The 14,490-nt window shown below is 67.9% G+C and carries 13 protein-coding genes; 11 read left to right on the top strand and 2 right to left on the bottom strand.

What is annotated here, in order from left to right:
• Positions 1-6: 6 nt before the first annotated feature.
• Genes ABRP18_RS09865 through ABRP18_RS09855 form a run of 3 tightly spaced genes read left to right on the top strand, consistent with a single transcriptional unit; the run spans position 7 to position 2,627 of the window.
• On the top strand, positions 7-780 hold the full coding sequence (locus ABRP18_RS09865) for a CoA transferase subunit A (RefSeq protein ID WP_046748392.1): 774 nt from the start codon (positions 7-9) through the stop codon (positions 778-780).
• Position 781: 1 nt separating this feature from the next.
• Positions 782-1,450 (top strand): CoA transferase subunit B, encoded by a 669-nt coding sequence (locus ABRP18_RS09860; RefSeq protein WP_174799781.1) that lies wholly within the window; start codon positions 782-784, stop codon positions 1,448-1,450.
• Positions 1,443-2,627, top strand: coding sequence for an acetyl-CoA C-acyltransferase (locus ABRP18_RS09855; RefSeq protein WP_141369890.1), 1,185 nt, complete (start codon positions 1,443-1,445; stop codon positions 2,625-2,627). The genes ABRP18_RS09860 and ABRP18_RS09855 overlap by 8 nt, the downstream gene beginning before the upstream one ends.
• A gap of 23 nt (positions 2,628-2,650) precedes the next feature.
• Here the strand turns inward: ABRP18_RS09855 and ABRP18_RS09850 are convergent, their stop codons facing one another.
• Positions 2,651-2,950 carry a hypothetical protein gene (locus ABRP18_RS09850; protein WP_046748394.1) on the bottom strand — a complete coding sequence of 100 codons (300 nt, stop codon included), beginning with the start codon at positions 2,948-2,950 and terminating at the stop codon, positions 2,651-2,653.
• 218 nt (positions 2,951-3,168) lie between these two features.
• Here ABRP18_RS09850 and ABRP18_RS09845 point away from each other — a divergent pair, with 218 nt between their 5' ends.
• From ABRP18_RS09845 to ABRP18_RS09810, 8 genes are all read left to right on the top strand, one after another.
• Positions 3,169-4,458: an MFS transporter gene (locus ABRP18_RS09845; protein ID WP_058630552.1), complete on the top strand. Its 1,290-nt coding sequence runs from the start codon at positions 3,169-3,171 to the stop codon at positions 4,456-4,458.
• A gap of 28 nt (positions 4,459-4,486) precedes the next feature.
• Complete coding sequence (locus tag ABRP18_RS09840; protein ID WP_058630553.1) at positions 4,487-5,893, top strand: trehalose-6-phosphate synthase; 1,407 nt, start codon at positions 4,487-4,489, stop codon at positions 5,891-5,893.
• Positions 5,894-5,944: 51 nt separating this feature from the next.
• Positions 5,945-6,742, top strand: a complete 798-nt coding sequence (gene otsB, locus ABRP18_RS09835; protein ID WP_349884559.1) for a trehalose-phosphatase — start codon at positions 5,945-5,947, stop codon at positions 6,740-6,742.
• 9 nt (positions 6,743-6,751) lie between these two features.
• Complete coding sequence (gene ilvD, locus ABRP18_RS09830) at positions 6,752-8,470, top strand: dihydroxy-acid dehydratase (protein ID WP_046748398.1); 1,719 nt, start codon at positions 6,752-6,754, stop codon at positions 8,468-8,470.
• Between the two features lie 71 nt (positions 8,471-8,541).
• Entirely contained in the window at positions 8,542-10,344 is a 1,803-nt protein-coding gene (locus ABRP18_RS09825) for an acetolactate synthase large subunit (protein WP_058630554.1), read from the top strand.
• Positions 10,345-10,347: 3 nt separating this feature from the next.
• A complete protein-coding gene (gene ilvN, locus ABRP18_RS09820) occupies positions 10,348-10,857 on the top strand; it encodes an acetolactate synthase small subunit (protein ID WP_017830816.1) in 510 nt (169 codons plus the stop codon).
• A gap of 46 nt (positions 10,858-10,903) precedes the next feature.
• Positions 10,904-11,932, top strand: a complete 1,029-nt coding sequence (gene ilvC / locus ABRP18_RS09815) for a ketol-acid reductoisomerase (RefSeq protein ID WP_058630555.1) — start codon at positions 10,904-10,906, stop codon at positions 11,930-11,932.
• A gap of 94 nt (positions 11,933-12,026) precedes the next feature.
• Positions 12,027-13,301, top strand: coding sequence for an alpha-L-fucosidase (locus tag ABRP18_RS09810; protein ID WP_374168939.1), 1,275 nt, complete (start codon positions 12,027-12,029; stop codon positions 13,299-13,301).
• A gap of 19 nt (positions 13,302-13,320) precedes the next feature.
• On the opposite strand, the gene ABRP18_RS09805 is transcribed toward ABRP18_RS09810, so the two are convergent.
• Positions 13,321-14,472: an ROK family transcriptional regulator gene (locus ABRP18_RS09805; RefSeq protein WP_349884558.1), complete on the bottom strand. Its 1,152-nt coding sequence runs from the start codon at positions 14,470-14,472 to the stop codon at positions 13,321-13,323.
• Positions 14,473-14,490 lie beyond the last annotated feature (18 nt).

Genomic DNA, 14,490 nt, shown 5'->3' with positions numbered 1-14,490 from the left:
GCCGACGTGATCGACAAGCACTGGGAGTCTGCCGAGGCAGCTGTCGCCGACATCAGGGATGGGGCGTCGCTGGCGGTCGGCGGCTTCGGTCTCTCCGGTAACCCGATCGCACTCATCGAGGCGCTCCTCGCACAGGGCACCACGGGCCTGAGCGTCGTGAGCAACAACTGCGGGGTCGACGACTGGGGTCTGGGTGTGCTGTTGGGCGCGCGGCGGATCCGCAAGATGACCTCGTCTTATGTGGGCGAGAACAAGGAGTTCGAGCGTCAGTTCTTGAGCGGGGAACTGGAGCTCGAACTCACACCGCAGGGAACCCTCGCCGAGAAGCTCCGCGCCGGCGGGTCGGGGATCGCCGCCTTCTACACCCAGACCGGGGTCGGCACACAGGTGGCAGAGGGGGGACTGCCGCGCAGGTACAACCCCGACGGCACGATCGCCGTCGCCTCGGCCCCCAAAGACGTGCGCACCTTCGAGGTCGACGGGGCCCCGCGTGAGTTCGTCCTCGAGGAGGCGATCACCACCGACTTCGCGCTCGTGCACGCCGCCCGCGGCGACCGACACGGCAACCTCGTGTTCAACAAGGCTGCGCGCAACTTCAACCCGCTCGCAGCCATGGCGGGACGGGTCTGCATCGCTCAGGTCGAACAGCTGGTGGAACCGGGGGAGCTCGACCCCGATGGCATCCACCTTCCCGGCGTCTTCGTGCACCGCGTCGTCGAGGTCGGCACCGACATCCCCAAGCGCATCGAACGGCGCACCGTCGCCGTGGAAGGAGCCTGACATGGCACTGACCCGCGAGCAGATGGCCGCCCGCGCTGCGGCCGAGCTGCAGGACGGCGCCTACGTGAACCTCGGCATCGGTCTCCCCACTCTGGTGCCCAATCACGTGCCGCCCGGTGTCACCGTGGTCCTGCAGTCGGAGAACGGCATCCTCGGCGTCGGCCCCTATCCGCGGGAGGACGCGGTCGATCCCGACCTGATCAATGCGGGAAAGGAGACGGTGACCGCTCTCCCCGGGGCGGCTTTCTTCGACTCGGCGACCAGTTTCGGCATGATCCGAGGCGGCAAGATCGATGCCGCGATCCTCGGGGCGATGCAGGTCTCGTCAGCGGGAGACCTCGCGAACTGGATGATCCCCGGCAAGATGGTCAAGGGCCCTGGCGGTGCCATGGATCTGGTCCACGGCGCCGGCCGGGTCATCGTGCTCATGGAGCATGTCGCGAAAGACGGCTCCGCGAAGATCGTCGAGGAGTGCTCCCTGCCGTTGACGGGTCGAGGCGTCGTCGACCGGATCATCACCGACCTCGCCGTGATCGACGTGACATCGGAGGGACTCGTGCTCGTCGAGACCGCGCCGGACGTCACGGTCGATGACGTCGTCGCCGCGACGGAGCCACCCCTCATCGTCTCCCGCGCACTGCACAACGGAAGGACCACGCACCATGACTGAGAACGACGTCGTCATCGTCGCCGCTGCTCGCACCCCACAGGGACGCCTTAAGGGGCAGCTCTCCGCGTTCACAGCGCCTCAGCTCGGATCACTGGCGATCCGCGGCGCGCTCGAACAGGCCACGATCGATCCCGACGATGTCGATGCCGTCGTCGTCGGTCAGGTGCTCGCGGCCGGGTCGGGACAGAACGCGGCGCGGCAGGCGGCGATCGGCGCGGGCATCGGATGGGACGTGCCGGCGCACTCGGTGAACAAGGTCTGTCTGTCGGGGCTGACGGCGATCATCGACGCCGCACGCATGATCCGCACGGGTGATGCCGAAGTGGTCGTCGCCGCGGGCATGGAATCCATGACGCGCGCCCCGCACCTGCTGATGGGTTCCCGCGACGGCTGGACATACGGAAGCGTCGAGGTGCTCGACCACATGGCATACGACGGGCTCACCGACGCGTACGACCAGGAGAGCATGGGAGCATCGACGGAACGGCACAACGCGCGTTTCGGACTCACCAGGGCGGCGCAGGACCAGGTCGCGGCTCTCTCCCACCAGCGCGCGACGGCAGCGCAGGAGTCGGGAGTGTTCGACGCGGAGATCGTCGCCGTGGACGTTCCTCAACGACGGGGTGAGCCCGTGCGCGTGACGAAGGACGAGGGCGTACGACCCGACACGACCGTGCAGACGCTTTCGGGACTCAGAGCGGCGTTCGCGGAAGGCGGCTCGATCACCGCCGGTAACTCATCGCCGATCTCCGACGGTGCCTCCGCGGTCGTGCTGACGACCCGCGGCGTCGCGACGGTGAAGGGCTGGCCCGTGCTGGCGACCGTCGGTGCGAGCGGGCAGACGGCAGGACCGGACAACTCGCTGCAGGCGCAACCGGCGCGGGCGATCGAGCGTGCGTGCGCCAAACAGGGCATCTCGCCGTCCGATCTCGATCTGGTCGAGATCAACGAGGCCTTCGGCGCCGTCGTCGCACGTTCTCAGGACGAGCTGGGCATCGACGAGAGCATCGTGAACATCCATGGTGGCGGCATCGCGATCGGTCACCCCATCGGAGCCTCAGGCAACAGGCTCGTCGTGCACCTCGCGCACGAGCTGGCACGTCGGGGCGCGGGGACCGCGGCGGTCGGACTGTGCGGCGGCGGCGGTCAGGGAGAGGCGCTCATCCTCACCCGATGACGACGGTCCCGGCCAGCGGCCGATCAGGGACGTGAGTCTTTAGCGTGGTCCTGCGTGTCGGCGAGGGCCTTCTGCGAGCGGAACTGCAGTCGCTGGGCCTTCTTCGCCTTCTTGACCGACTGCGGGGAGTCGGCGTCCACCAGCACACCGCGACGTTCGCGGTTCATGTCGATCACGGCGCCGACGGCGAGGGCCATCGTGATGCCCCAGCTCACCCAGGACAGCACGGCACGCCAGGTGACGGGCTGCTCGCGGGTGCCGCGCAGCAGGGAGACTCCGGCGGAGATCGCAGCGACAAGTCCGGTGCTGAAGAGGTAGCGCATTCCCCCACGCTACCTTCCCGCACCCTTGGTCGCATGGAGCCTTGACAAGCCCCCGGTGGATCCGGCAGGGAACGAGCTGACGGACGGCACTCGGGCGCACCCGCTATCATGGCCTGGTCGCGGCTCGCCCGCGGCCGCACAACCGTGTATCTACCGGCCGTCGGCATTCCGGCGGACAGCGGCGGCACCCGACATCGCGTCTTCGACGCGCGAGAGCCATGACACGCGCAACAGCATCGCAGCAAATCGCCGAGCCGACCCTTCTCCGTCTCGCCGGCCTTCCCTACTTCCTCATCGCCTTCATCGCCCGGCTGCCGTTCGCGATGATGGTCGTCGGCGTGCTGACGGTCGTCGTCTCCGCGCGGGGCTCCCTCTCGCTCGGAGGTCTCACCTCTGCGGCCGTGGGTCTCGGCACCGCATGCTTCGGGCCTCTGCTCGGGGCAGCAGCCGATCGCTTCGGGCAGCGGGTCGTGCTGATGGTGCTCGCTGTCGCGAACGCGGCCATGCTTCTGCTGTTCACCGTGGTCGTCTACGGAACGGCGCCGGACGGATTCGTGCTGCTCGCCGCCGTCGGCATCGGGGCGAGCGCCCCGCAGGTCGCTCCGCTCTCACGGTCGCGGCTCGTCACGATCATCAGCGAACGAATGGCGGAGTCCCGCCGTGCGAAGACGGTGTCGGGCACGATGGCCTACGAGTCGGCGGCGGACGAGACGGTGTTCGTGTTCGGGCCGTTCCTGGTCGGGATCCTGGCGTCGGCGATCGCGCCGTGGGCTCCGCTGGTCGGTGCGGCCGTCCTCACCGTGGTCTTCGTGGGTGCCTTCGCGCTGCATCCCAGCGGTCGACACGTCTCGCAGGATCGCGACGCCGACGGGAAGGCGCCTTCGGCCGTCTCCGAGCTGTTCCGGCCCCAGCTGCTGATCGTGGTGGTCGGCATCCTCGGCGTCGGCATCTTCTTCGGCACGATGCTCACCTCGCTGACGTCGTTCATGGCCGACCGCGGGGCGCCGGAGCAGGCCGGCCTCCTCTACGGTGTCATGGGCGTGGGGTCCGCCATCCTCGCACTCGGTGTCGCATGGCTTCCCCCGCGATTCTCGATGCGCGCGCGGTGGCTCGTGTTCTCCGGGATCCTGCTGGCGGGCACGCTGCTGCTCGGATTCGTCGACACCCCCGGCACCATGATGCTGGCGCTCGCGATCATGGGCATCGGCATCGGTCCCACTCTCGTCACGCAGTACAGTTTCGGTGCGGCCCGCAGTCCCCGGGGACGCTCCGCCACCGTCATGACGATGCTCGGCTCCGGCGTCGTCGTCGGGCAGTCCATCGGAGCCGCCTTCGCGGGTGAGATCGCCGAGAACGTCGGCACGCCCGCTGCGCTGTTGCTGCCGATGATCGCGGCACTGATCGCCTTCATCGCGGGTGTGGCGAACTGGTTCCTCAGCGGTAGAGGGGACGCGAGGCCCGCGTCAACCCCTGACGCGCGATCCGCGGAGATCGACGTTCCTCGATAGCCTGGGGGAAACCCCGGGAGGAGCCCTCGTGGCCGCAGCAGATTTCGTCGTCGTCGCCAACCGCCTGCCCGTCGATCGGGTGGTGGGTCCCGGAGGTGAGGAGACCTGGCGCACGTCTCCCGGTGGTCTCGTCGCCGCGCTCGAGCCGATGATGCGCAGTGTGCACGGGGCCTGGGTGGGCTGGCCCGGCCAGGCCGACGTCGAGCTGGAGCCGTTCGCGGCCGACGGCATCGACCTGATACCGGTGACGCTCAGCGCTCAGGAGGTCGCCGAGTACTACGAAGGCTTCGCGAACGACACCATCTGGCCGCTCTATCACGATGTGATCGCGCCGCCGCAGTACCACCGGGAATGGTGGGAGGCATACGTGACGGTGAACCGCCGCTTCGCCGAGGCTGCTGCCGCCGCGGTCGCGAAGGACGGCACCGTGTGGGTGCACGACTACCAGCTCCAGCTCGTGCCGCAGATGGTGCGGGAACTGCGGCCCGACGTCACCATCGGCTACTTCCACCACATCCCGTTCCCCGCTCACGGTCTGTACGCGCAGCTGCCCTGGCGCGACCAGGTGCTGCGCGGACTCCTCGGCGCCGACGTCATCGGCTTCCAGCGCGCGCAGGACGCCACCTACTTCCTGACCGCCGTACGCCGCCGCTTGCGCTACGAGGTCAAGGGCTCGCACGTCGCGGTGCCGGAGGGCGAGCAGACCAGGACGGCGGTGGCGAGAGCCTTCCCGATCTCCATCGACACCGAGCCCTACCTCGAGCTCGCGGCCAGGGAGGACATCCAGGCCAGAGCCGCCGAGATCAGAGCCAGCCTCGGCAACCCCAAGCGCATCCTGCTCGGCGTCGACAGACTCGACTACACGAAGGGCATCCGGCACCGCATCAAGGCCTATGGCGAACTGCTCGAGGACGGGCGACTGAACGTCGAGGACGTGACACTGGTGCAGGTCGCGAGTCCCAGCCGCGAGCGGGTCGATGCCTACGTGCACCTGCGGGACGAGATCGAGCTCGCCGTGAGCCGCATCAACGGCGACAACGACACCATGGGGCACTCCGCCATCCGGTACCTGCACCAGGGGTATCCGCGCGAGGAGATGGTCGCGCTCTACCTGGCGGCGGATGTCATGCTCGTGACCGCGCTCCGCGACGGTATGAACCTCGTGGCCAAGGAGTACGTCGCCACCAGGGCCGACAATCGCGGCGTGCTCGTGCTGAGCGAGTTCACGGGAGCGGCGGACGAGCTGCGCCAGGCCGTGCGCGTCAACCCGCACGACATCGAAGGTCTCAAGGACGCGATCATGACCGCCGTGGACATGCCGGCGGGCGAGCAGTCGCGTCGCATGCGCTCGCTCCGGCGCCGGGTGCTCGACAACGACGTGACCGCGTGGTCGTCGTCGTTCCTCGCCGCGTTGGCGGAGGTGCGCGGTCGCTGAGCCCGCGCACGGCCCGCGATACTGGGAGAGCCCCCTTCGATTGGAGAATCCGTGACGCGCCCTTGGACCCCTGGAACAGCCGATGACGACCTGAGCGCTCTGGCCGGCACTGCACGGCTTGTGGTCGCGCTCGACTTCGACGGCACGGCATCGCCGCTGGTCCCGGATCCGATGGCCGCCAGAGCCCTTCCCGAAGTCGCCGTCCAGGTCGACCGCCTCGCCGCTCTTCCGGACACTGTCGTCGCCTACGTCTCCGGACGCAGCATGCATGACCTCCGTGTCATCACGGAGCACACCGACGACTCCGCGATCGCCTTGGCCGGATCGCACGGCGCCCAGTACTGGTTCCCGGGGGAGGGCGACGCTGATGCTCCCGGCGAGCCGACGGACGATGGTGCTCGTGAGGAGCTGTGGGCGGCGGCGAAGCCGATCATCGACCGATATGAAGGCGCCGAGTTCGAGCCCAAGACCTTCGGCCTGGGCGTGCACACCCGTCGTGCCGACCGCGAGACCGAGGAGCGCGTCTTCGCCGAGATCGATGCCCTCGTCGCGGAGCGGTTCCCGCACTGGAGACGGCGTTCGGGCCACAGGGTGCTCGAGTTCTCGTCGCGAACGGAGGGCAAGGACGCGGCGATGGCCGCTCTCCGCGAGAGGTTCGACGCTACCGGGATCCTCTTCGCCGGCGACGATGTGACGGACGAGGATGCGATGCGTGTGCTGCAGCCCGGCGACCTCGGCGTCCGGGTCGGGCCGGGGGAGAGCGCCGCGACCCTTCGTGTGGACTCTCCACAACAGATCGCCGAGCTTCTGGAGGCGTTGGCGGACGAACGTGCCTCTCGGCGGCAATAGACTTCCGTCATGTCCTCGCATGATCCCTCCAGCAGCGCGCCCATCGACATCAAGCCCCGCAGCCGCGTCGTCACCGACGGCATCGAGGCCACGACCTCCCGCGGTATGCTCCGTGCCGTCGGCATGGGCGACGCCGACTGGGACAAGCCGCAGATCGGCATCGCGTCCAGCTGGAACGAGATCACTCCCTGCAACCTGAGCCTCGACCGTCTTGCTCAGGGGGCGAAGGAGGGCGTGCACTCCGGCGGCGGGTACCCGCTGCAGTTCGGAACCATCTCCGTCTCGGACGGCATCTCGATGGGCCACGAGGGGATGCACTTCTCACTCGTCTCCCGCGAGGTCATCGCCGACTCGGTCGAGACCGTGATGATGGCCGAGCGCCTGGACGGCTCCGTCCTGCTCGCCGGCTGCGACAAGTCGATCCCCGGCATGCTCATGGCCAGCGCCCGCCTCGACCTGTCGAGTGTCTTCCTCTACGCCGGGTCGATCGCGCCGGGCTGGGTCAAGCTCTCCGACGGCACCGAGAAGGACGTCACGATCATCGACTCGTTCGAGGCGGTCGGCGCCTGCCGTGCCGGCCTGATGAGCGAGGAAGACCTCAAGCGCATCGAGTGCGCCATCGCTCCCGGAGAGGGAGCATGCGGCGGCATGTACACCGCCAACACCATGGCCTCCGTCGCCGAGGCACTCGGGCTCAGCCTGCCGGGCTCCGCCGCGCCGCCCGCTGCCGACCGCCGTCGCGACTACTTCGCGCATCGGTCGGGCGAGGCCGTCGTCAACCTGCTCCGTCAGGGCATCACGACGCGCGACATCCTCACCAAGGAGGCGTTCGAGAACGCGATCGCCCTCGCGATGGCCCTCGGCGGCTCGACCAACGTCGTCCTCCACCTCCTCGCCATCGCGCGAGAGGCCGAGGTCGAGCTGAGTCTTCACGACTTCAACCGCATCGGCGACAAGGTCCCGCACGTGGCCGACATGAAGCCGTTCGGCAAGTACGTCATGAACGACGTCGACCGCCACGGCGGCATCCCCGTGATCATGAAGGCCATGCTCGACGAGGGCCTCCTGCACGGCGACGCGCTCACGGTCACCGGCAAGACGCTCGCCGAGAACCTCGCGGACCTCGACCCGCAGCCGATCGACGGCGAGGTCATCCACACGTTCGACAACCCGATCCACGCCACGGGCGGGCTCACGATCCTGCACGGCTCGCTCGCCCCGGAGGGTGCCGTCGTCAAGACGGCGGGTTTCGACGCGGCGGTGTTCGAGGGACCGGCCCGCGTGTTCGAGCGCGAGCGCGCGGCCATGGATGCCGTGGCCGAGGGCGAGATCGAACCCGGCACGGTGATCGTGATCCGCTACGAGGGGCCCAAGGGTGGACCGGGCATGCGGGAGATGCTCGCGATCACCGCGGCCATCAAGGGCGCTGGACTCGGAAAAGATGTACTACTCTTGACGGACGGACGATTCTCAGGCGGCACAACCGGCCTGTGCATCGGCCACATAGCACCCGAAGCGGTGGACGCAGGTCCTATCGCCTTCGTGCGCGATGGTGATCTGATACGGGTCGATATCGCAGCTCGCTCTCTCGATCTACTCGTCGACGAGGCAGAGCTCGCCTCCCGCCGCTCTGGCTGGGAGCCGCTTCCCCCGCGCTACACCCGAGGCGTTCTTGCCAAGTACTCGCGCCTCGTGCGGTCCGCCGCCGAGGGAGCGACCACCGGCTGATCCATCGACAGGCTCAGGAACCCGGCCGATCGGACATCCGGCGTCCTCCACAGATCATCAGAAGGAAAGTCATGACTGCTGATTCCGCCCCGGCCGTGCCGAGGCCGCCCGCCCGTCAACCTGCCGCACCGGAGATCACGGGCGCTGAGGCCGTGGTCCGCTCGCTCGAGCTGCTCGGCGTCACCGACGTGTTCGGGCTTCCTGGCGGGGCCATCCTCCCCGTCTACGACCCGCTGATGGACGCTTCCGAGCTCCGTCACATCCTGGTTCGTCACGAGCAGGGAGCCGGGCACGCGGCCGAGGGGTACGCGTCCGCATCCGGCAAGGTGGGCGTGTGCATCGCGACCTCCGGTCCCGGCGCGACCAACCTCGTGACCGCGATTGCCGACGCCTACATGGATTCGGTGCCGATGCTCGCGATCACCGGTCAGGTGTTCTCGACCCTCATGGGGACGGATGCGTTCCAGGAGGCCGACATCGTGGGCATCACGATGCCGATCACCAAGCACTCCTTCCTCGTGAAGGACGCGGCGGACATCCCGGGCGCGATCGCTGCGGCGTACGAGATCGCCGGCACCGGGCGCCCCGGTCCGGTGCTGGTCGACATCACCAAGGACGCGCAGCAGGCGACCGCGCCCTTCGTGTGGCCGCCCAAGATCGACCTGCCCGGCTACCGTCCTGTGACCAAGGCGCACGGGAAGCAGATCCAGGCCGCGGCGGCCCTTCTCGCCGAAGCCAAGAAGCCGGTGCTGTACGTGGGTGGCGGCGTGATCCGCGGCAAGGCGTCCGCAGAACTCCTCGAACTCGCCGAGTCCACCGGCGCCCCGGTCGTCACGACGCTGATGGCCCGTGGTGCTTTCCCGGACTCGCACCCGCAGCACCTCGGCATGCCCGGCATGCACGGCACGGTTCCCGCTGTGCTCGCTCTGCAGGAGGCCGATCTCCTCGTCTCGCTCGGTGCGCGGTTCGACGACCGTGTCACGGGTAAGGCGGCGCTGTTCGCACCCAACGCGAAGGTCGTCCACGTCGACATCGACCCGGCGGAGATCTCCAAGATCCGCACGGCCGACGTGCCGATCGTCGGCGATGTGCGCGACGTGCTCACCGACCTCGACGCGGCGTTCCGTGGCGCGACGGCCGACACGAAGCCCGACATCGAGGAGTGGTGGTCGTACCTCGACGGTCTGCGTACCGAGTTCCCGCTGGGATTCGCGCCGACGACCGACGGTCTGCTCGCTCCTCAGCACGTGATCCAGCGCATCGGCGAGCTCACCGGGCCGGAGGGCATCTTCGCCTCCGGAGTCGGCCAGCACCAGATGTGGGCTGCGCAGTTCATCAAGTACGAGCGTCCGAACGCCTGGCTGAACTCCGGCGGTGCCGGAACGATGGGCTACTCGGTGCCGGCGGCCATGGGTGCCAAGGTCGCCGAGCCCGATCGTCCGGTCTGGGCGATCGACGGCGACGGCTGCTTCCAGATGACCAATCAGGAGCTCGCGACCTGCACGATCAACAACATCCCGATCAAGGTCGCGATCATCAACAATTCCTCGCTGGGCATGGTGCGCCAGTGGCAGACGCTGTTCTACGACGGACGTCACTCGAACACCGATCTCAACACCGGTCACGGAACGATCCGCATCCCCGACTTCGTGAAGCTCGCCGAAGCCTACGGCTGCCTCGCGATCCGTGTGGAGAAGGAGGAAGAGGTCGACGCCGCCATCAAGCTCGCACTCGAGACGAACGATCGGCCTGTGGTGATCGACTTCGTGGTGAGTGCCGATTCCATGGTGTGGCCGATGGTGCCGCAGGGAGTCAGCAACAGCTACGTCCAGTACGCCCGCGAGCACGCGCCCGCATTCGACGAGGAGGACTGATCCATGTCGACCCATGTGCTGAGCCTGCTGGTGGAGAACACCCCCGGCCTTCTGACCCGTGTGGCCGGCCTCTTCGCCCGCCGCGGCTTTAACATCGATTCCCTCGCCGTCGGCGTGACGGAGGTGCCTGGCATCTCCCGGATCACCGTCGTCGTCGATGTCGATGAGCTCCCGCTCGAGCAGGTCACCAAGCAGCTCAACAAGCTGATCAACGTGATCAAGATCGTCGAGCTCGACTTCGCCACGTCGGTGCAGCGCGAGCACATGCTCGTGAAGGTTCGCACCGACAACGCCACCCGCTCGAACGTGATCGAGGTCGTCAACCTCTTCCGCGCTTCCGTGGTCGACTACGCCTCCGACGCGCTCGTGATCGAGGTCACCGGCGACAAGGGCAAGGTCGATGCCATGCTCCGCGCGCTCGAGCCCTTCGGCATCAAGGAGATCGCGCAGTCCGGTCTTCTCGCCATCGGCCGCGGTGGCAAGAGCATCACGGAACGCGTGCTGCGCGGTTGATGCGCCCCCTCTACCTATACGAACCACAATCAAGGAGAAACACAAAGTGAGCACCGAGATCTTCTACGACGCCGATGCAGACCTGTCCCTGATCCAGGGCAAGAAGGTCGCCATCGTCGGTTACGGCTCGCAGGGCCACGCCCATGCGCAGAACCTTCGCGACTCGGGTGTCGAGGTCGCGATCGCCCTCAAGGAGGGCTCGAAGTCGGCAGCCAAGGCCGAGGAGGCAGGCTTCCCGGTCAAGACCGTCGCCGAGGCCACCGAGTGGGCCGACGTCATCATGATCCTCGCGCCGGACCAGCACCAGCGCACGATCTACAGCGAGTCCATCGCGCCGAACCTCACGGCCGGCAAGACGCTCGCGTTCGCCCACGGCTTCAACATCCGCTTCGGCTACATCGACGCTCCCGAGGGCGTCGACGTGATCCTGGTCGCCCCGAAGGCTCCGGGCCACACCGTGCGTCGTGAGTTCGTCGCGGGCCGCGGCATCCCCGACATCATCGCCGTCGAGCGCGACGCATCGGGCAAGGCCTGGGACCTGGCGCTCTCCTACGCGAAGGCCATCGGCGGCACCAGGGCCGGCGTCATCAAGACGACGTTCACCGAAGAGACCGAGACCGACCTGTTCGGCGAGCAGGCCGTGCTCTGCGGTGGTGTGAGCCACCTCGTGCAGGCGGGCTTCGAGACCCTCACCGAAGCGGGCTACCAGCCGCAGATCGCGTACTTCGAGGTGCTGCACGAGCTCAAGCTCATCGTCGACCTGATGTGGGAGGGCGGCATCGCCAAGCAGCGTTGGTCGATCTCCGACACCGCCGAGTTCGGCGACTACGTCTCGGGCCCGCGCGTCATCGACGAGCGCGTCAAGGAGAGCATGAAGGGCGTGCTGGCCGACATCCAGTCCGGCGCCTTCGCCAAGCGCTTCATCGACGACCAGGACAACGGGGCCGAGGAGTTCCTGGCGCTGCGTGCCAAGGAGGAGCAGCACCCCATCGAGGTCACCGGCAAGGAGCTGCGCTCGCTCTTCGCCTGGAAGCAGCAGGACGAGGACTACATCGACGGCAGCGCCGCGCGCTGATTCGATCTTCGAACGAACGGGCGTCCCTTCGGGGGCGCCCGTTCTGCGTCGAGCAGGTCCATCCACTCTCTAAACATCGGATGTCTGTGCCAGGATGGGAGGTATGCGACAGGAATGGTTTGACCGGGCTCGGTTCGGCATGTTCGTCCACTTCGGCCTCTACAGCACCGCCGCACGGCACGAGTGGGTGCAGAACTACGAGCGGCTCACGGACGAGGACTACCGTCAGTACTTCGAGCACTTCCATCCGGATCTCTTCGATGCCGCAGCACTCGCGCGCACGGCGAAAGCGACGGGCATGGGGTATGTCGTGCTCACCACGAAGCACCACGACGGTTTCTGCCTCTGGGATTCGAAGCTGACCGACTTCACCTCGGTCGCGAACACCGGACGTGACCTGGTGCGCGAGTACGTCGACGCGCTGCGGGCGGAAGGCCTGAAAGTCGGCCTGTACCACTCGGTCATCGACTGGCATCACCCCGACTTCACGATCGACTGGAACCACCCGCGTCGCGACGATGAGAACGCTCATGAGCTGAACGCCGGCCGCGACATGGCCGCATACCGCGCCTACCTCCACGGTCAGGTGCGCGAGCTCCTCACGGAGTATGGCGACATCGACTACCTCTTCTTCGATTTCACCTACCCGGAGGAGAAGGACGGGTGGGCAGGCAAGGGCCCCGGGGACTGGGATGCGGAGGCACTGCTCGCTCTGTGCCGGGAGCTGCAGCCGAACATGCTGGTCAACGATCGTCTGGGTATCCCCGCGGACTTCGTCACGCCAGAGCAGTATCAGCCCACCGCGCCGATCGTGCGAGACGGCGTTCCCCTCACATGGGAGGCGTGCCAGACGCTGAACGGATCGTGGGGTTACCACCGCGACAACATGGACCAGAAGTCGTCGACGTTGCTCGTGCAGATGCTCGTCGACTCTGTCTCGATGGACGGCAACATGCTGCTGAACATCGGCCCGGACGGGCGTGGGGCGATCGCTCCGCGGGATGCGAGCACGTTGGCGGAGATCGGGGAGTGGATGCGCCTGCACCGGAACGCGGTGGTCGGCGCGGGGTACGCGGCCTTCACCCCACCGCGTGAGGGCGTCTACACGCGCAGGGGGAACCGGCTCTACCTGAGCCTCTTCAGCTGGCCCATGGGTTTCGTCCACCTCCCGGAGCTCGCGGGCAAGGTGTCGTACGTCCGGCTGCTCAACGACGGATCCTGGCTCCAGACGAGCGTGTCCGACCCCGATCGCGAGGCGGATCTCATGACACCCGCAGGCGAGGCCGAGGGGACTCTGACCGTCCACCTCCCGGTGCGTCGACCCGATGTGCTGGTCCCCGTGATCGAGCTGACCCTGATCGAGGACTGATCTGCACCGTGGCGGTGGCTCAGGCGGCCGCCACGGGGATGTCCATGCCCTCGAGCGCGAGTCGGGCCGCGCCGTGCAGGATGGCGTCGGCGCCCGTCGCCGCGGACTCGATGCGCAGTCGCTGGGTGGCGAGCGGGTGGCAGGCCTCGTAGACGCGGCTGCGGACGGCCGCGATGAACGGTTCGGATGCGCTCATGCTGCCGGTGAGGAACACGGCGTGCGGATTGAAGAAGTTCACGACCCCGGAGAGTGCCTGACCCAGGTGGGTGCCGGCGGTTCGGACCAGAGTCGTGGCGAGGGGATCGGCGTCGCGCGCCAGGCTCAGCACGTCGGTCGTCGTGCGCACGGCGTCGTTCCCGCGCTCGCGCATCTGTCGGACCAGACTCGCCCCGCTCGCCACGGTTTCCAGGCATCCGGTGTTTCCGCAGGAGCAGGGGATGTCGCCGCTGCCGTCGATGCGCGTGTGGGTGATGTCGCCCGCGGCCGACGTGGCGCCGCGGTGCACGTGCCCGTCCACGATGATGCCGCTGCCGATGGCGGTTCCCGCCTTCACCGTGATGCTGTGACCGGCGTGGCCGAAACGCTCACGGTGCTCGCCGAGCGCGGCGAGGTTCGCGTCGTTGTCGACGGCGACAGGGACCCCGTAGCGCGCGGAGAGGTGCTCGCCGACGCGGAACCCCGGCCATCCGGGCATCCGCGAGGGTTGGTCGACGGATCCCGTGGAGATGTCGACCGGACCGGGGAGGCTGATCCCGATCGCATGGATCCTCCCCGAGGACAGGAGACGGTCGAACACGACCGCCAGGCGATCCAGGGTGGCCTGCGGTCCCTCGGTGACATCGACGGCGATGGATTCACTGTCCAGGAGGGCACCGCTGAGGGAGTGCCTGCCTATGCGGGCGTGTCCGCCGCCGAGGTCAGCGGACAGGACGAAGCCGTCCGCCGCGATCTGAAGGACACGTGGGCGCCGCCCTCCGCGTGACGTGCCGTCTCCGGCTTCTCTGAGCACGCCGGCATCCAGCAGGGACTGCACGCGGAGACCGACCGTCGATGCGGCCACGCCGAGCGAGGCGGCGAGCTCGGAACGCGATCGCGCCTCACCGCGGGCGACGAGGTCGAGGATGCGTCGCGTGTGCGGATCGTCGACGGCGGTGTCAGCGGAGTTCGTCATGAGAGCACTTTCCTGTCG

The organism is Microbacterium sp. WHRI 7836 (genome assembly GCF_040223885.2).
Taxonomy (GTDB): Bacteria; Actinomycetota; Actinomycetes; order Actinomycetales; family Microbacteriaceae; genus Microbacterium; species Microbacterium oxydans.
Note: the sequence above shows the minus strand (reverse complement) of the source record. Positions and strands in the feature narration are given on the sequence as shown.